14 protein-coding genes are annotated in these 18,406 nt (G+C 37.4%); 3 read left to right on the top strand and 11 right to left on the bottom strand.

All coding sequences use genetic code 11. From position 1 onward, the window contains the following. The first annotated feature begins 119 nt into the window (after positions 1 to 119). Positions 120 to 872 (top strand): 3-oxoacyl-ACP reductase family protein, encoded by a 753-nt coding sequence (locus LQ203_RS05610; RefSeq protein WP_230156448.1) that lies wholly within the window; start codon positions 120 to 122, stop codon positions 870 to 872. Positions 873 to 1,071: 199 nt separating this feature from the next. Here LQ203_RS05610 and hutG read toward each other — a convergent pair whose 3' ends face one another. Continuing rightward, on the bottom strand, positions 1,072 to 2,028 hold the full coding sequence (hutG, locus tag LQ203_RS05615; RefSeq protein ID WP_230156449.1) for a formimidoylglutamase: 957 nt from the start codon (positions 2,026 to 2,028) through the stop codon (positions 1,072 to 1,074). A gap of 121 nt (positions 2,029 to 2,149) precedes the next feature. Between hutG and LQ203_RS05620 the strand changes: the two genes are divergently transcribed. Then, on the top strand, positions 2,150 to 3,034 hold the full coding sequence (locus LQ203_RS05620; RefSeq protein ID WP_230156450.1) for a LysR family transcriptional regulator: 885 nt from the start codon (positions 2,150 to 2,152) through the stop codon (positions 3,032 to 3,034). Between the two features lie 714 nt (positions 3,035 to 3,748). On the opposite strand, the gene LQ203_RS05625 is transcribed toward LQ203_RS05620, so the two are convergent. The 7 genes from LQ203_RS05625 to LQ203_RS05655 all read right to left on the bottom strand — a co-directional run bounded on the left by LQ203_RS05625 (position 3,749) and on the right by LQ203_RS05655 (position 11,880). Further along, complete coding sequence (locus LQ203_RS05625; RefSeq protein WP_230156451.1) at positions 3,749 to 4,102, bottom strand: DUF2294 domain-containing protein; 354 nt, start codon at positions 4,100 to 4,102, stop codon at positions 3,749 to 3,751. A 21-nt stretch (positions 4,103 to 4,123) separates the two neighbouring features. Further along, entirely contained in the window at positions 4,124 to 4,534 is a 411-nt protein-coding gene (locus LQ203_RS05630) for a phosphate-starvation-inducible protein PsiE (RefSeq protein WP_230156452.1), read from the bottom strand. Between the two features lie 195 nt (positions 4,535 to 4,729). Further along, positions 4,730 to 5,218, bottom strand: a complete 489-nt coding sequence (locus LQ203_RS05635; protein ID WP_230156453.1) for a DUF1641 domain-containing protein — start codon at positions 5,216 to 5,218, stop codon at positions 4,730 to 4,732. Between the two features lie 173 nt (positions 5,219 to 5,391). Further along, the gene (gene fdhF, locus LQ203_RS05640; protein ID WP_230156455.1) at positions 5,392 to 8,343 is read right to left on the bottom strand and encodes a formate dehydrogenase subunit alpha; all 2,952 of its coding nucleotides are present in this window, start codon (positions 8,341 to 8,343) and stop codon (positions 5,392 to 5,394) included. A gap of 539 nt (positions 8,344 to 8,882) precedes the next feature. Further along, the gene (moaA, locus tag LQ203_RS05645) at positions 8,883 to 9,899 is read right to left on the bottom strand and encodes a GTP 3',8-cyclase MoaA (RefSeq protein ID WP_230156457.1); all 1,017 of its coding nucleotides are present in this window, start codon (positions 9,897 to 9,899) and stop codon (positions 8,883 to 8,885) included. A gap of 57 nt (positions 9,900 to 9,956) precedes the next feature. Further along, positions 9,957 to 10,754 carry a formate dehydrogenase accessory sulfurtransferase FdhD gene (gene fdhD / locus LQ203_RS05650; RefSeq protein WP_230156459.1) on the bottom strand — a complete coding sequence of 266 codons (798 nt, stop codon included), beginning with the start codon at positions 10,752 to 10,754 and terminating at the stop codon, positions 9,957 to 9,959. A 76-nt stretch (positions 10,755 to 10,830) separates the two neighbouring features. Then, positions 10,831 to 11,880 carry a P-loop NTPase gene (locus LQ203_RS05655; protein WP_230156461.1) on the bottom strand — a complete coding sequence of 350 codons (1,050 nt, stop codon included), beginning with the start codon at positions 11,878 to 11,880 and terminating at the stop codon, positions 10,831 to 10,833. 1,014 nt (positions 11,881 to 12,894) lie between these two features. Between LQ203_RS05655 and LQ203_RS05660 the strand changes: the two genes are divergently transcribed. Beyond that, a complete protein-coding gene (locus tag LQ203_RS05660; RefSeq protein ID WP_230156463.1) occupies positions 12,895 to 13,248 on the top strand; it encodes a DUF2294 domain-containing protein in 354 nt (117 codons plus the stop codon). A gap of 365 nt (positions 13,249 to 13,613) precedes the next feature. On the opposite strand, the gene ggt is transcribed toward LQ203_RS05660, so the two are convergent. From ggt to LQ203_RS05675, 3 genes are all read right to left on the bottom strand, one after another. Next, complete coding sequence (gene ggt, locus LQ203_RS05665) at positions 13,614 to 15,689, bottom strand: gamma-glutamyltransferase (RefSeq protein ID WP_230156465.1); 2,076 nt, start codon at positions 15,687 to 15,689, stop codon at positions 13,614 to 13,616. 220 nt (positions 15,690 to 15,909) lie between these two features. Continuing rightward, a complete protein-coding gene (locus tag LQ203_RS05670; RefSeq protein ID WP_230156467.1) occupies positions 15,910 to 17,904 on the bottom strand; it encodes a TRAP transporter permease in 1,995 nt (664 codons plus the stop codon). Continuing rightward, on the bottom strand, positions 17,897 to 18,403 hold the full coding sequence (locus tag LQ203_RS05675) for a DUF1850 domain-containing protein (protein WP_230156468.1): 507 nt from the start codon (positions 18,401 to 18,403) through the stop codon (positions 17,897 to 17,899). The genes LQ203_RS05670 and LQ203_RS05675 overlap by 8 nt, the downstream gene beginning before the upstream one ends. Between the last annotated feature and the right edge of the window lie 3 nt (positions 18,404 to 18,406).

Genomic DNA, 18,406 nt, shown 5'->3' on the forward strand with positions numbered 1-18,406 from the left:
TATGTTAATTTCATGGCTACTAAATTATATAGCACTCGGAGGATACTTGATTATAATTGAAATAGCGTGCTTTATAAATTAATAAGATTTCTTATGAAATCCATTTGGGGGGATAAAACATGCAAGACTTAATGGGGAAAGTGGTTTTAATTACTGGAGCAAGTTCTGGTATTGGCCGTGCGACAGCTGAATTACTTGCATCTAAAGGAGCAAAAATCGTCGTTAATTTCCGTTCAAATGAGAAAAGTGCTTTAGAAGTTATAAAAAATATTCATAAAAATGGTGGACAAGCAATATCAATTCAGGCTGATGTTACAAATAAAGAACAAGTCGATGAAATGGTTAAACAAGCCGTTGATTACTTTGGGTCAATTGATGTGTTAGTAAATAATGCTGCTGGTGGCATTCGACAGAGTACATTTATAGATGCAAGTGTAGAATTGTGGGAAGAAACATACAAGCTAAACATTACGAGTGTCCTTTTGTGTTCACAAGCTGTCTTAAAGTATATGATTCCTAGAAAAAAAGGGAGAATTATTAATATCTCTTCAACAGCTGCAAGAATTGGTGGTGCTGGCGAAAGTATTCATTACGCGGCGACGAAAGGTGCTTTAAATACAATGACGATTGGCATGTCCAGGGAACTAATCGAACACGGAATCATTGTAAACGGAGTGGCTCCTGGGGTAGTGGAAACACCTTTCCATGAAAAATTCGCACCAAATGATGACCGTCTTGCCCGTATGTCTGAAGCGATTCCAATTAAACGAATAGCAAAACCAATTGAGATAGCAGAAAGTATAGCCTTCCTTGCATCCGATGCTTCAACCTACATATTAGGAGAAATCATAAATGTTAGTGGTGGAAGATAATTCCCTGGTTTGGTTTAAGTCATTTCATTAATGATGTGAAGCCCTTCAGATTTTATACTGAAGGGCTTCTTGTTTGTTCTAAATCATTATTTAATAGGGAATGCATCCTTAGGATAAGATACGTATCTCGAGGGAGCAAATTTACTTGCAATGGCAGACTTGTCATTGTTGGGAGTTTCCCCTAATCCCTATCCATCTATTATTTAAAATTCAGCAAAACCTCATTTATTAAATGTGCTGCCAATGTAACGGTTTTATTATTTTCGTCCAACGAAGGATTCACTTCCGAGACATCAAAAGAAAGGATCTTTTCATTTGATACGACATGCTTAATTATGGAACGGACCAATTTCGGATTCAGTCCAAACGGCGATGGTGCACTTACGCCAGGTGCGTAGGCTGAATCAATAACATCCGTACACAATGTAAGGATAATGAAATCGTTTTTACTAATAAATTCATTTATTCGTTGCGTAGTATCATCCATTTCGTTCAATGACAATTCTTCTTCCAATATGTATTCTACCTTACTCCTCTTGGCCGTTTCAAAGAGTGCTTTCGTATTGCCTTGTTTTTGGATTCCAACACATAAATATCCACAACTGTGATCTTCGTCCAAAATCTGTTTAAACATCGTTCCTGACGAACTTTCCAATTCATAAGGTCTCATATCAAAGTGAGCGTCTATATTAATAATTCCTAATCTAGCATTTGGTCCAATGTATTTTCTAATTCCTAGATAATGGCCATAAAAGGTTTCGTGTCCTCCGCCCAAAATGATAGGTATCGTTTTACTCTCCAATAACTGGGCAACAGCTGCTCCAAGTTGAGCTTGTGCGGCCTCCATCTCTTTACCTTCACATACTACATTTCCAGCATCCACCAGCTCTGTTTGCGAAGATAAATGACAAGGTAATTTTGCCAGCGCTTGCCTTATATATTCAGGGCCCTCTGCAGCACCAATCCTGCCTTTATTCCGTTTGACACCTTCATCACTTTTGAAGCCTATCATACCAAAGGTCCTGGAAGCTTTGTCAGAGATGGTTAAATCGGAAATCGGTGCCAAGCGGACTCTTTGGTGGTATCTGAAGCTGTCCATATCAGTCTTGGAATCCACTCTTCCATTCCAATATTCTAAAGTCGGTTTAATATACATAATTTCTCCTTTATAAAAAATTCTGAAATGTCTTTTTTTAAAATTATAATTGAGATAATATATAATTACCAATACAAAATTTTAATATATCCATAGTTTAAAACTATAGAAAGGAGAATATATGGATCTTCGCCAACTTAGGTATTTTATTACGATCGTTCATGAAAAGAGCTACTCTAAAGCGGCTAAAATACTCCATATCTCTCAACCTTCATTAAGTAATGCCATAATGAAATTAGAAAAAGAAGTTAGTTTTCAGCTTTTGGAACGTAATACAAGAGGATTGGAGTTGACGGAAGCAGGCGGTATTTTTTATACAAGATCTGTGGATTTGCTAAGAAGATTCAATAATATGCAAGTGGAACTTGAGGAAATGAAGCAGGTTGGAAGTGGGACAATATCTATAGGCTCCATTGAATCTTTCAAATTTTGGTTCCCCAAGATCATCAGGAATTTTAAAATCCTATATCCTAATATTCATATAAAAGTTAAAGAAGTCTTGGGGGAAGAGAAAGTTATCGATTTCTTGAATCAGTATAATGGACATTTCACCATCACGAACCAGCCAATTAACAACGATGAAATCATGTCTATTCCCCTCTATAATGAAAAATTCATACTTTTGGTCCATAAAGATGACGACTTAAATGAAAAAGGTTCCATCACGTTCCAAGACCTTGCTGGGAAAGAATTGATCATCAGTACAACTGGTTTTCAAACAAGAGATGATATTTTGAAAGCCTTTAAAGAGGAAAACGTAAATCCCAATATTTTTTACGAAATAGAAAGACTTGAAACAGCTTGCAGTTTGGTGGAAGAGGGACTTGGGGTTACAATTTTACCGGAAAGCTATATAAAATCCGCTGTAACACCCAATACTGTAATTCGGGCAATCGATACGAATGTTTTGGAAAGAACAGTTTACCTGGCCTATTTGAAAGATCGATATCTCTCTCCTGCAGTATGTAAATTAGTTGAAGAGATACGAAGCTTTTTTAAGATGTAATTTCATGAATAATAAACCGTTCCATCACTTATTGAATTAAAGGAAAACACTTTATGCTTCCTGCCAATTATGAAGGTTTCCCACTCATGATTTGTCGGAGTTTCATGTGTTTTCTTTTATTCATTCAAACGTCCACGTCAAGTACGAATATCGTTTTTATTAAATACATGGCTGTTCCATTTCTTCTACTATGAATAACGGGCTGATAGAATATCTCGAGAACAATGTAAAAACTCTTAAAGTATAAAAATTCAATCCTCCGAGCAAGACCCGTTTTAAGAACTTCTTTGTTCTTACTTCTTTTGGGTTCACAATTTTTTTCGGTGTTCCCTCTTCCACTATGACATTTCATGCGTGACGACAAACATCATGTTCGCCAAAAAACGTTCAAATATGTGTCCTTAATAATTGTGGCTAATTCAAAGCATGCAATACATTGAAATGCTTTGCCAGTCACTACTAATAAGGTTGGTTCGCACATTAGAACGTTTTATATACGTTATCGAATTTCTTACAACTCAATCCAGTGGTCCTCCCCCACTTAAACTTCTCTAAGTTTATTTAAGCATATTACTTAGCGAAGTTTAGGAGATAAAATAATAGAGCCCAAATTCTCAGTGTCATAAATGAGAGACTGGGCTTTTTTACTTCATCAATGCTTTATGGGTAAAACCCTTACTTCTGAAACCTCCCTTAATCGAGAGCTGCGCTAAACTACGGCTGAATAGGTTTGTCAAACACATAAATCGTCATCGCAGTATCAATGTCTATATTAATATCTGTAAAGATGCTTAGAATTTTCGCATCCATCATTACCTCAATTTTTCTCAGAACTTCAGGATCCTTATAAATTTGCTTGACTAATTTAGTTCGTGTTTCATGAACCATCCGCTGTCCTTCTGTAGAGCCCATCATAAACTTTTCAACATTCGTCAGATTACCTTTCATCTCACTAATTACCCAAGGACCTACAAGACGAGTAGTAATTTCCTTTGGTCCATTTCCAACATACTCCTTGCGTATTTCACGAAGTAACATATTGAATTGATGTTCTCTATTTTTTTTCATTCCATTTCTCCTATCTATCCTTTAATCATTTTTAGCTTCCGGGTGAGGTAGCATTAGATAACTTATTGTAAGTACAAATACCACCGCAGCTAACCATAAAGTCTGGATTGAATTTGCATTATTCACTATGATAAATCGAATGGTAGCTGTAATCCCAATATAAATTAGATATCTTAATGGGAAATGGTAATCTTCCCTGAAATATTGTACGATCATGGAAATGAATCCGAAATATAAGAAAAATATCAATATTTTACCGAAAGTACCATGGACATCCTTATTGCCCCAATAAACATCATTCAAAATGTAGTAAAGTTGCCGAAAAAGAAAATATATAAGAATAAAACTAAGAATAATCAATGATGTATTCAACACCGTTTGATAAAGTTTTATCAGCCACTTAGCTTTTTTTAATCTGTATGGCCCAAACATTCAGGATCCTCCATTTTTATCATATCTCCTTATCTGAATGAAATTGCCCCTAAAAAATAATTAAGCTCGCTTTCTACTTTCCACTGCAAATCATGCATAAAAGCATGCGTCAATAAAGAACATACTCACATAGATGACGATAAGATAGTCCATGAGTACGAACAGTAGATCAGTTTTCCTTTGAGTACAAAACACTTACTTTGATTGACCCTTTAATCCTTCGCCTAACCCTTTTAACAAATCAAGAGAAAACCTCATTACACGATTAACATCAGGATCTCTCATTAATTTTACTAAATCGAAAACACTCACTTTTTTATTTAACTGAAATCCTTCTTCTGCTTTTTGAAGCCCTTTTGACAGTCCTCCCACCAGTTTTTTCGTCATTTCAGGATTAAGTTCAGTCAACACTCCTGCCGCTTCCATTGCATTGTTAACAGCATTTGTTACAGGTGGACGCAGCAATTGTCCCACTGCAATTTTTGCCACTTTCTCTTTTGCTTCAACGAGATTATTGATAGCTCCAAGAATTCCACTTTCGTGAAGTTCTTGGAGAAGTTTAATTGTTTCTTTAATCCCATCTGCATTTTGGGATAAATCTTGTAAAACCTTTTCAAGCGTTTGATCTTGTTTTTCTTTTTCGGTAAAGGTTGGTTCATCTATCTTCGTAATTGGTTTAGCCATTATTTTTTACCTCCCGGTGTATTCAAATCTGCGAGAGCTTCAAGAATGCTCATTTTATTGAATCTTTGGATCTGCATTTTCCGATAAATCTTGAACGACCTGTTTAAGCATTTGATCTCGTTTTCCTTCTTCCGTCAGAATTAATGAATCTAAAGTCTTCTTCGGTGTTTCCATTACTTTTTTACTCCTGATATATTCAAGTCTGCAATTGGCTCGTAATCTTTCCGTGCCCATTTCCGTTCCACTTGTACGCCTAACTGAGGATTACGCGTTGCATAACGAGGGTTATACATTGGAAGTGATCTGTTTCCTTTTGCTTTCATTAACTCCATTTTTACTTTTATCTGTTTATATGCTGGAGTTTGTGTCTTAACATCACCAACACTTCCTGTTAAAAGGTTGATTGCATTTTCATGACTTACTGAGTGCATTGGAACGTACAGTTCTTTTCCTGTAACTCGATCTGTTACGACTGCATGAAGCTTAATTGCACCGTAAGGAGAAATTAGACGTACTAATGATCCATCTTCTACCTTACGTTCTTTTGCAAGTTCAGGCGAAACTTCTACGAATACCTCAGGTAATTTATACTGAAGTCCTTTTGATTTATTTGTCATATTCCCTACGTGGAAATGCTCCAAGAGTCGTCCGTTGTTCAAAGTAAGATCGAAATCTTGTGTGAATTCAATAGGTGGAACATATTCTGCAAGAGAAAAACGCGCTTTTCCATCAGGAAAGTTAAAACGCTTTGTATAAAGAAGCGGTTCATCTGTGCCGTCTTTTTGCACGGGCCACATTAAACTGTTCCATCCTTCAAGTCTTTCGTACGATACACCCGCAAAAGTTGGACAAAGACTTGAAATTTCGTCCATAATATCGCTTGGGTGTTCATAGTTCCAATCCACACCCATATATTTAGCAATTTGCTGAATGATCCACCAGTCTGGTTTTGATTCTTCTAATGGCTCAAGTGCTTGATACAAACGTTGAATGCGACGCTCTGTATTGGTGAATGTTCCATCTTTTTCAAGAGACGGAGCTGCCGGCAAAACAACATCTGCAAATTGTGCAGTTTTTGTTAAGAACACATCTTGTACAACAAAGAACTCTAACTTACCGAGCGTGTCATGCACATGATTGGAGTTTGAATCTACCCATGCCATGTCTTCCCCCATGAGATACATGGCTTTCAGTTTGCCTTTCTCTGAGGCTTCTAGCATATCAATGTTCGTAAATCCAGACTTTTCAGAGATTTTTACGCCATAAGCTTTTTCAAAATTAGCACGTGCGACATTGTCTGTTAAACGCTGATTGCCAGCGAGCCATTGTGGAAGAGCCCCCATATCACATGAACCTTGCACATTATTATGACCGCGAAGTGGGTATGCTCCCGTTCCAGTTCGACCGAAATTCCCCGTTACAAGCAGAAGGTTAGCGATAGCTCCTGATGTATAGGAACCTGCAATATTTTGAGTAACACCCATTCCCCATAAAATACATGTTCCTTTTGATTCATGAATCATTTTAGCTGTCTTAATCAGTTGTTCTTTTGGAAGGCCAGTCACTTTCACTGCAAAGTCTAGCGTATATTTATTAAGAAGTTGCAGATACTCTTCGTAGTTATTTACACGAGCTTTAATGAATTTTTCATCATGCCAACCTTGATCAATCATATATTTTGCAACAGCAGTCAACCAAACAAAGTCTGTTCCTTGTTTTGGATGTAAAAATAAATCAGAACGCTCTGCCAGTTCATGCTTACGAAGATCTGATACAATCAATTTCTGTCCGTGTAATTTCTTAGCCCGCTTAACTCGTGTTGCTAGAACAGGATGTCCTTCAGTTGGGTTTGCCCCAATCGTGATAACAAGACCTGCACTTGCAATATCCTGAATGGTACCTGAATCCCCACCATATCCAACAGTGGCAAGTAACCCATCTGTCGCAGGCGATTGACAGTAACGAGAACAGTTATCCACGTTGTTTGTTTCAAACACTTGACGGGCCAATTTTTGCATGAGATAGGATTCTTCGTTCGTCGTTTTCGAAGAACTTACAAAGCCGAGTGCATCTCCTCCGTACATTTCTTTAATGGCACCCATTTTTTCTGTAATTAAAGTAAGTGCTTCATCCCAAGTAGCAGGAACAAATGCATCTCCTTTCCGAATTAAAGGAGTAGTAAGGCGTTGTTCACTATTAACAAAGTCCCAACCAAATTTCCCTTTCACACAGGTGGAAACACTGTTTACAGGACTATTTTCAGTTGGCTCAACTTTTAAAATTTCACGTCCTTTAGTCCATACTTCAAATGAACATCCTACCCCACAGAATGTACATACTGTTTTCGTTTTTTTCGTACGGGTATCCCGCGCGGCTGCTTCTACTTCTGATAGGGCAAAGATTGTTTTATAGTCCGGTTCGACTTCTTTAATGAGATCAACCATTGGATTTAACAAATCCTTCGGAATGGCTGTCATAAGCCCCGCTTCGCCCAACATTGATTTTTCCATTAAGGCGTTACATGGACAAACTGTGGCACACTGTCCGCAAGATACACAAGAAGAGTCATTGATGGATTTACCATCATCCCACATTACACGTGGGATTTCTCGTTCCCAATCGATAGATAGAGTTTCATTCACCTGTAGGTCTTGACATACTTCTACGCAACGTCCGCAAAGGATACATTGGTCCGGATCGTATCTGTAAAAAGGATGTGACATATCCACTTCGTATCCTTTTTCACGGTATGGACGAGTTTGATGTTCAATTTCCAACAACTCGGCTGTGTTATGAACACGACAATTTCCATTGTTATTGTCACAAACCGTACAATACAGTAAGTGATTCTCCAAAATACGGTCCATCGCTTCTGTTTGGGCAGCTTTGGCCAATTCTGAGGAAGTCAAAATATTCATTCCTTCCTCAATTTCTGTCGAGCACGCCCTCATAATTTGTCCATCAATTTCACACATACAGGTATCACAGGTTTGGATGGGACCTAAAACTTCTGAATAACAAATATGTGGGTGCTCTACTCCTTGTTCCAGTAGGTAATCAAGAATTCGAGTCCCCTGCTTTACTTCATGTTGCTGTCCATTAATTTTTACTAGGACTGTTGCCATTTTACATTCTCCTTTTTTTAAAAATCAAAAAAGCCCGCCATAAAATAGATTGTGCAAATACAACACACATTCTATTTTATGGCGGGCTAATAACTAAGCAGTTTTTATCCTACTAGTGATCATTCTCACCACATCATATAATAAAAAAAACAGGACATTAAGGCAATTCGTCGTTACCTAACGTCAATGACTTTTTTATATTTGAGTCTATATTTCTATTATAAAGTTTAACCTCAACAATAGATTGAATTTTTCAACAGGATTTTCCCTTTTAAAAATCAATTTTCCTTCATTTTTACATTACCATATAATCCCATTTATTCGAGTGAAATAAAAGGATTCTTATTCCACTAAACTGCCCCGTTAGTTCATCAACAACATCCTTTAACAGAGCCATTTTTTAAATAAGATTCCAACTATTTGCACAGAACAGAAACACTTGGTCACTTAAACACACATTCCTTTTCCACCATATTTATTTCTAGTGCAAACCACAATGCTTCCAAACCACATTTGAGAATACTTCCAATCTTTAAATGTTAGCCACCAATATGAGACATTTCTACTTTAGTGCTGTTTCTTGAAACATTCCCATTTTTTCTTTCATCAGAATAGCGATCGCTACGATGATTCCAAATATCCGAAATTTTATTTGAAATCACAACATCCGACTCTTCTGAGCGAAGTAATTGACGAAGATCATAACCTTTTGATGCAAATAAACATGTATATAATTTCCCTTCAGCAGATACTCTAGCCCTGGAACAAGTAGAGCAAAATGAATCGGTCACAGATGAAATTATTCCAATTTCTTGATCACTGTCTTTATACCGATATCTAGTTGCCACCTCTCCTACATAATTTGGCTTAATTTGTTCTAATGGCATGACTTCTTTAATTCGATCTAAAATCTCTTGCTTGGTCATTACTTCCGTCATTCTCCAGCCATTTGAATTTCCTACATCCATATACTCAATAAACCTAAGAGTATGTTTATGTTCTTTAAAATATTTCGCCATTGGAATGATATCTTGATCGTTTTTCCCTTTTTGAACAACCATGTTCATTTTCACTTTTAAGCCTGCATTAGAAGCTGCCTCCACTCCCTCTAAAACTCTCGCAACTTTGCTTCTATTCCCATTTAACTGATTAAAACGTTCATCATCTAAGGAATCAAGACTAACTGTCACCCGTCTTAACCCAGCATTAAATAACTCAGGTGCAAACTTTTTAAGAAGAGAACCATTTGTCGTAATGGCAATGTCTTCTACTCCATTAATTAAATTCAAACGATGAATCAATTCAGGAAGGTTCTTACGTAATAAAGGTTCCCCCCCTGTAATACGTATTTTACTGACACCTAATGAAACAAATATACGGATCAATCGCTCCATTTCATCAAAAGAGAGGATTTTATCCGAGGATAAAAAAGAATAATCAGGCCCAAATATTTCCTCAGGCATGCAATAGCGACAGCGAAAATTACAACGGTCGGTCACAGATAAACGCAGATCTCTTAATGGGCGTTCTAATTTGTCCAAAATATCATTTTCCATGTTTTTCGTGTCTCCTCCTATTTTTGACAACCAACTAACATAATCGCATATTATTTCTTATTGTTTTTGTTGAATTCGTTCTACACATGTATAAATATTCATAGATTGATTACGAATAAAACCAACTGTCGTAATCCCTAATTCTTCTGCCAACTGTAATGCCAATTCAGTCGGCGCCGATTTTGAAAGAACTACCTCACAACCAATTTTTGCTACTTTCAATAAGATTTCTGAAGAGATACGACCGCTAAAAACAATGATTTTATTTCCAATCGAGATATCATTTTTTAAACAATATCCGTATATTTTATCCAACGCATTATGTCTTCCTATGTCCATCCGACTTAACATAAAACCGTTTAAATCACAGAGAGAGGCATTATGAACCCCTCCCGTATCTTGGAAAATCGTCGCGGAAATTTGTAAATTATTCATTAAACGAAAACAATCATCCGGGGTGAGCTTGACTCTGATTTTATTCATCTTCTTAGCGGTTAATGCATCGTTAACGAAGACAAAGCCTTGTCTGCTCATTCCACAGCACGATGTAATATAACGCTTATTTTGGAAATTTTGGTAATAAGGATTCAATTTATCTATTTTCACATGTACATATCCTTCTTTTTCTTGCACCCAAATGTCTTTAATTTCTTCATATTTCCGTATAATTCCTTCAGATGCTAAGTAACCGATAACCATATCTTGAATATATTCAGGTGTACAAACCATCGTAACAAATTCTTGTTCGTTAATTTTTACTGTAACTGGAAACTCTGTAACAATTATATCTTCAGCATTTTCAATATGTCCGTTTGTGAATCTAAGAATTTCCCTTTTCTCCACTGCTGGTTTCATATAGCACTACATCCTTTAAATTTTTTAACGGAAATTTCTACCTTCTTCATTGAAAAGAATGATTTTTGATGGATAACTATCCTCGATGAACCAGGTCTTGAGCTAGAGATGTAAACATCTCACCAGTAAGCCAATCTTCATCGTATACACATGAACCTTTATTTTCCTCACGTTTGGCAAAAGGGATTCTTGCGATTACTTCGGATTGCAGCTGTTGAGCTAGCATATCGCCGCCACCCTTTCCAAAAAGATAGTTCCTCGAACCATCTTGTTCTTCATAATATGCCATATTCTCAACGATACCTAAGATATCATGATTGGTATGTTTCGCCATAGCACCTGCTCTTGAAGCAACAAAAGAAGCGACATGGTGAGGAGTCGTTACGATAATTTCCTTTGCCTGAGGAATCATGGCAGCTACATCTATGGCTACGTCTCCTGTACCAGGAGGTAAATCTAGAAGGAGGTAATCCAGTTCCCCCCAATGCGTGTTGGCAAGGAAGTTTTGAATCCATTTGTTTAGCATGGGCCCTCGCCACATAACGGGGTTATTATTGTTTGTAAAAAAACCCATGGACATGATTTTAACGCCCTGACTTACAAGTGGAATGACTGTCTGGTCAATCATGGTTGGCTTTTCTCCAACTCCCATCATCGCAGGGATACTAAATCCGTAAATATCCGCATCTAACACCCCGACTTTTTTCCCCATACGGGCCAAAGCAGTAGCCAGATTAACGGTAACCGTTGATTTTCCCACTCCGCCTTTACCACTTGTCACTGTAATAAATTTCACACCTGAATCAGGTTGTAACATGTTAGGCATTCCTGTTTCTGTTGTAGCACTTTTCTTTAAAGTTTTCGTTAATACAGCCCGTTCTTCTGGTGTCATAGAACCAAAGGTTAACGAAACACTTGAGGCTCCAATCTTTCGAAGTGAATTTTCAACATCATCTTTTATTTTTGCTTTTAATGGACAGCCTTGGATTGTTAAAACCACTTCAAGTTGAACATGTGTACCATCCATTTCAATATTTCTCACCATGTTCAAATCCACGATACTTTTATGCAGCTCGGGATCTTGAACATGTTTTAGAGCGTTCATTATTTGTTCATGTGTCAACATATCTCTCAGTCCTTCTTTATTTAATAGTTTCCTTCTCCTTATGGTTAATTGCCTCAGATAAAAAATTGAAAAGATTATAGAGATCATTGCAAAATCCCTATCATTAAATATCACAGAATAACTGATAGTAGAGTTACTTTAATAATTCACTGTTTGAATGATCTGTTCTATTTCATGATATTCTCCATTAATCTTCTTGAGCTATTCATAGCATATTGAACTCTCCTTTTTTATAAACAAAAAGCCCACCATAAAATAGATTGTGTACATGCACATGCAATACACAGTCAATTTTATGATGGGCTAATTACTAAGCAGTTTATCCTACTAGCGATCCATCTCATCACGTATAACAAAAATAAAAAACAGGACATTATGGCAATTTTTCATTACCTAATATCAATGATTTTTAATATATTTTTTAATATATTTTCATTATAATACTTTAAATGTTCCACCTCAATAGCAAATTACAAGTAAAGATACAAAAGCGATCCTTATATAAGTGGTTTCGAGTAACGATATCTCAAAAAATGTTTCCCCAAAAATTTTGATAATGTCCTTCTACTTATAATAATATTCTTCTTGTTCTGATCAAAATATAGCGTGATCTAATTTCATATTAAGAAGTAATTTTAATTATTATTTTTTTAATTTCTTTTTTTCAACACTTTTTAATTATACTTTAATCATTAATTAAAATGAATAAGTAGATAAACGATCTTCCATTATTATTTTTCATGGAGACAAAAAGTGACTTTAAATACATAATATATATATATAAGATTTTTGCGCAGAAAGACTCACTTCGCCGAACTACTTAATAGTGCCTACCCAACAAGCGATTTATCTTTTGGAGTAAAAAATGAACAATGAATTTTCATAGTATGAATAAATGAAAAGTTCAATTTTTTATCTTATTTACGTCTTGACAAAATAGAGGTTATCTAGAACCAGTTATTTAATATTAAACCCAAAGTTAAACAGATTAAACGATTAGATAGGAGAAATGGAATGACAAAAAACATGGAGCATCAATTCAATATGTTACTTCGCGAAATACGCAAGGAGTATGTTGGAAATGGACCAAAGGAAATCACCACTCGTTTTGTAGGTACCTGGGTAATTAGTGAGATGAAAGGTAATCTGACGAATGTTGAAAAGTTTATGATTGGCTCCACTGAAGGACAAAAAATGGTTCATGAAGCTCGAACTAAATTAGTAAAGGATATTTATCAGGATCCTACCGTGATGAAAAAGCTTGAGGAGTTGATGCAAGCGAAAATTTTGAGCATCTATACGGATATTAATATAGATATTGATACTGCTATGACTATTTTTGTTTTCGATAAGCTTATTCAGCCATAGTCTTATCTAAAATATGTACCACTTTTAGAACAAGTTGTTTCACAAATTGAATCGTTAATTCAATCTGGTGGATGGAGAGAAGGATGGTTTGTCGCTTTCGGGACCGCGTTGATCCTCCGCACGATTATTAAACAACAAAGCTGAAATGTACTACATCAGGAAAAACATGAATGGCCATAAGAAATTGCAAAAAGTGAGCGTATACATCCAGGAGGTTAAAAGTCCAACGATTGATTAATTAATGACCAAAAAACATTCCCCTTATGTCAATGCACAAGGGGAATATTAATTTCATTGCTCTGGCCATTTTTCCTCGTATTAACAGCTTGCTAGAGGAATTTCAGTCTATTTTCGTCTGGATAAAATTAATTCGTGACACTACCATCTTCGTCTGAATCTTCAATATCTGCCGGATCTTTTTCCAATAGTGCCTCTTTGTCTTTTTCGTTCCATTTTGCTTTATATCCTAATGATTTCCCTACACTTAACACCGGTAGATACGATTTTTTATCTGGTTTAAATGTTTGTAAGTCCCCTGTTTGGATTACACCTAAACCAAGTAGCAATTTGTCTGATTGGATATAGGGTTTTTCATCTATCAGTTTCATTTGTTCAGCTGTATAAGGATAAATGGCTCCATTCACTTTTAAGGTAAACGGTCCCTTTTTTTCTTCTTTTATTTCTTTTGGCTTTTTCGATTTATAGGAAACATTATACACTCCTTGAACAGTTCCTTCTCTCGTATTATCGGCTCCTCCATACATTTTCCCCTTTACATAATCATAAATAACAGCTTGCACATTTCCGATATGCTGGGGTTTTTCTTCATAAACATGGCCTTTTGCCATTAACTCCAACCTTGTATTTTGTTCAATTCCCGGTTCCCATCTAGCCGTCGGATAGTCAGCAGAATAAATACGTGGCGCTAATATGGCATCTTGAATTAGCATTTTATGATCAAGCACGTTCATAATCGTTTCAGATACCGATGCTATTATCGTCGCTCCCCCTGGTGAACCAATGGCCATGAAGGGATTGCCATCTTTTAATACGAAGGTCGGGGACATACTGCTTCTTGGTCTTTTTCCTGGTTCCACCTGGTTAACTCCACCCGGTGTTGCATCAAAATCCGTCATTTCATTATTTAGCATGAATCCATAATCAGGTACCATGATACCTGATCCGAATACTTGCTCGATTGTAGTCGTATAAGCAACCATATTTCCCCATTTATCCATTACAGAAAAATGGGTTGTTTGACCGATCGGTGTTTTCTCTTCTTTTACCTTCTCCATTGAAGTGGGTACTTTGCCCTCATACTTCCATGGATCGCCTGCTTTGACATCAGCTGTTGATCTATTTGGATTAATGAGTTTTCGTCTTTCTTTAATATACTCTTCATCCAATAGTCCTTTTGTTGGTACATCATAAAAATCTTCATCTGCCATATAGGCAGCTCGATCGGCAAAAGCGAGATGCATGGCTTCCGTGAGATAATGAAGATACTCAGGGGTGTTCGCCCCCATCTTTTGTACATCGAATCCTTCCATAAGCTCCAGGATTTGTAGAACAGTCAAGCTGCCTGAGCTTGGTGAAGCTGCCCCTACCACTTCAAATCCCCTATATTCCGATTTAATTGGCTCTCTTTCTTTCACTTCATAGTTTTGCAAATCCTCAGTTGTCATCGTTCCTTCACGCTTTTGAACTTCTTTGGTAAGGGCTTCCCCGATTTCACCTTTATAAAAAACGTTAGAACCTTGTTTTTTTATTAGCTTAAGAGTCTTTCCCAGATCTGGCTGAACGAGGGTGTCTCCCTCTTCCAATGGCTTTCCGTCTGGTACAAAAACTTTTGCAGCCGCTTGGTTATTTTTAAGCTTTGTTACATTTTCATCGATATATTGTGCTGTTGCCCAATTGACTTTTACCCCTTCTTCAGCTTGTTTAATGGCCGGGCCTATGACTTGTGATAATTTCAATGTTCCATATTTCTCAAGAGAGGTCTCCACCCCCATCAGAGTTCCAGGAACAGCAACCGCTTTACCAGATGTGTGCCGCTTACTAAAAGGAACAGGTTTTCCCTTTTCATCTAAAAAAAGTTCAGGCGTAACATTTTGCGGTGCCATTTCGCGATTTTCGATCATCGTTATTTTATTTTCCTTTTTATTATAAATCATGATAAAACCACCGCCACCGATTCCAGACATCATTGGTTCAACTACATTTAGCGATAATTGAATGGCTGCTGCTGCATCGACTGCGTTTCCACCTTGTTTTAATATCTTAATGCCCGCTTCAGCTGCTAAAGGATGGGAAACTGATACAATTCCTTTTGTTGCTCCCTTTCCCATTGACCCATCCACTCCAGGGACACTTGCAAAAGCTGGTGTGATCATACAAAAGAAACTGAAAGTAACTAAAATAAAACTTTTTAAAAATTTCATGAATTAGTCTCCTTTCAAAATAAAACAATTTGGATTTTACCATAAGGCATCTGGATATACGGGCCAATGACTCTGCTATTGCAAGTAAGAATATGCTGGTTGATCTCTAAAATAGCAGTATGCACATTCCCTGCTCTCATTGATGTCTCATTTCAAATAATCACCCCCTAGAATGTTTAGAGTTCAATTAGCCTTTTCTTCTGGATTGATATCCGAAGACTCAATTTTTATCCACACTTTGCTTATATTCCAAGATATTGGGGCTGTCGTGATTGTCACTCTTCCAAAGATATTGTAAAGCCAGTAATACCAAAAATGCAGCTAATCCAACGATGTCCGATATCGTTTCAGGATAGATTAATAGTAAACCAACGATTATAGCGATGATTCTTTCTAACCAGTGCATCTTCCTCATCCAGTAACCTATAACACCCGCACCAATTGCAACCATGCCTGACATTGCTGTAAGAACGACCCAGGCAACCTCCATCCAAGTTGTATCGATCATTAGTAATTGTGGAGAGAGAACAAAAACATACGGAATGATAAATGCAGCGATAGCAAGTTTTGATGACTGAATCCCCGTTTTTATCGGTTCACTGCCCGCTACCCCTGCCGCTGCAAATGCCGCTAATGCAACAGGAGGAGTTATATCTGCTATAATGCCGAAATAGAAGACAAATAGATGTGCAGATAAATCAGGGACGCCAAGCAAAATGATCGCAGGTGCTGCAATCGTCGAAGTGATCACATAGTTGGCAGTTGTAGGTGATCCCATTCCCAAAATAAGTGCAGCTACCATCGTTAGCATCAGTGTTGGAATCAAATATCCACCAGACAAATCGATTAATCCATTTGCCAGTTTCAGCCCTAGTCCAGTTTTCGTAACGATTCCTACAATAATGCCGGCTGCTGCAGTTGCAGCTGCAACCGACAGTGCCGTTCGAGCTCCATCCACCAATGCATAAATGATATCTATGAATTTCATGCGGACATCCTTGTTTATGAATCCTACAAGAACCGAAATGGCAATGGAATACAGTGCTGCATGTGTAACCGTGATATTCAGCATGAGCAAGAAGATAATGGCAAGGATCGGTATTAGTAAATAAAATTTGCCGAACACTTCCTTCTTACTTGGCATCTCTTCTTTCGTTAATCCACGTAGCCCAAGTCGTTTCGCTTCAAAATGGGTCATGATCCAAATTCCTGAAAAGTAAAGGATAGCTGGAATCGCAGCCGCCTTTGCTATATCCCAATACGTTATTCCATTCCCAATGAACTCAACCATTAAGAATGCCGCTGCCCCCATTACCGGAGGCATCAATTGACCGCCTGTCGAAGCGGCCGCCTCCACTGCCCCTGCGAATTCCTTCTTATAACCAAGATTTTTCATCATCGGTATCGTAAATGCTCCTGAAGTGACAACATTAGCTACAGAGCTTCCGCTAATCGTTCCTTGAAGAGCACTGGAAAAAATCGCAACCTTTGCGGGTCCCCCTATCCTTCTGCCGGCTATGGCGGTTGAGAGATCATTGAAGTATTGACCGACACCTGTCCGGACTAGAAAGGATCCAAACAGTAAAAATAGGAAGATGAATGTCGATGACACCGCTAACGGAGTACCTAAAATACCCTCTGTCGAGAAGAACATCGTTTGCACCAAACGCTCCAAAGTTAAACCGCGATGAGCGAGGAATCCTGGCATATACTGTCCAAAAATCCCATAGAAAATGAATAATAAAGCAATGACCATAATAGGAAGACCCACTGCACGCCTGGTTGCCTCCAAAACCAGCAGAATGGCCATTAAACCAACTGCAAAATCCAATATGCCTAGACGTCCTACATTCATGACGATATCTTCGAAAAATAAGGGCCAATATGCACCTACCCCGATACTAAGGATCGCTAATATGATATCGTACCAGGCAATTTGAAACTTTCCTTTTTGACGCTTCTTTCGGATTGCAGGAAATAGTAAAAAAACCAAGGAGAGTGCAAACCCTAAATGTATCGTCCGTTGGATTTGGGCTGTAAAAACGCCAAAAATAGCAGTATATAATTGAAATAACGAAAAAGCTAAAAGTCCAAAAAACGCAATGTGGCCCAAGACACCAGTTAATTTCCTTGTCCCGGCTTCTGGATCATATTTTTCCAATAACTCCTGTTGTTCTGCTTCGGTTAAATACTTCGTTTTTTCTTGATCAGCCACTAATTTTCACTCCCTTCAACTGTTCCCATAAAGAAATTCTTTCTGATGAAATCCTGACCCATGTACCTGGTTTAATAAAGTCTGCCAATGTGTAAGTTTTTTCATCATATATTAAACGATGGTTAGCTCTGACTTGTCCTACTCGTAAATCTATATAGGCGAAATTGCGATTCATATTTTTTATGAAGTAGGTACCGTCTTTCTCTTCGAATACTTCCTCCCCCTCTGCATTAGAAGGCATACCGACTGCAAAATCATGATATGCAAGTTCAGTTTGTTTGATTTGCTTATCCGATAACCGATATGATTCCAAAACATCTGTGAGGTGAATGGAGTGTGTATACTTAATCTTGAATTCTTTTTCTTTTTTCAAAGGAAAGTATGCGACTAATTCCCCTTGGTCCTCGAAGGAAAAGGCAATTACATGCTTATAAGGAAAAAAGAATAAAAAAGCGATGAGCAGAGGTATACCAAAAGCCATGAAACTCTTGAATTTCATAGG

The organism is Peribacillus sp. Bi96 (assembly GCF_918698115.1).
In the GTDB taxonomy this organism is placed as follows: Bacteria; Bacillota; Bacilli; order Bacillales; family DSM-1321; genus Peribacillus.

Excerpts from the sequence above, each read along its gene's own strand:
- LQ203_RS05610 (WP_230156448.1), top strand. The coding sequence starts at position 120 with ATGCAAGACTTAATGGGGAAAGTGGTTTTAATTACTGGAGCAAGTTCT.
- hutG (WP_230156449.1), bottom strand. The coding sequence starts at position 2,028 with ATGTATATTAAACCGACTTTAGAATATTGGAATGGAAGAGTGGATTCC.
- LQ203_RS05620 (WP_230156450.1), top strand. The coding sequence starts at position 2,150 with ATGGATCTTCGCCAACTTAGGTATTTTATTACGATCGTTCATGAAAAG.
- LQ203_RS05625 (WP_230156451.1), bottom strand. The coding sequence starts at position 4,102 with ATGAAAAAAAATAGAGAACATCAATTCAATATGTTACTTCGTGAAATA.
- LQ203_RS05630 (WP_230156452.1), bottom strand. The coding sequence starts at position 4,534 with ATGTTTGGGCCATACAGATTAAAAAAAGCTAAGTGGCTGATAAAACTT.
- LQ203_RS05635 (WP_230156453.1), bottom strand. The coding sequence starts at position 5,218 with ATGGCTAAACCAATTACGAAGATAGATGAACCAACCTTTACCGAAAAA.
- fdhF (WP_230156455.1), bottom strand. The coding sequence starts at position 8,343 with ATGGCAACAGTCCTAGTAAAAATTAATGGACAGCAACATGAAGTAAAG.
- moaA (WP_230156457.1), bottom strand. The coding sequence starts at position 9,899 with ATGGAAAATGATATTTTGGACAAATTAGAACGCCCATTAAGAGATCTG.
- fdhD (WP_230156459.1), bottom strand. The coding sequence starts at position 10,754 with ATGAAACCAGCAGTGGAGAAAAGGGAAATTCTTAGATTCACAAACGGA.
- LQ203_RS05655 (WP_230156461.1), bottom strand. The coding sequence starts at position 11,880 with ATGTTGACACATGAACAAATAATGAACGCTCTAAAACATGTTCAAGAT.
- LQ203_RS05660 (WP_230156463.1), top strand. The coding sequence starts at position 12,895 with ATGACAAAAAACATGGAGCATCAATTCAATATGTTACTTCGCGAAATA.
- ggt (WP_230156465.1), bottom strand. The coding sequence starts at position 15,689 with ATGAAATTTTTAAAAAGTTTTATTTTAGTTACTTTCAGTTTCTTTTGT.
- LQ203_RS05675 (WP_230156468.1), bottom strand. The coding sequence starts at position 18,403 with ATGAAATTCAAGAGTTTCATGGCTTTTGGTATACCTCTGCTCATCGCT.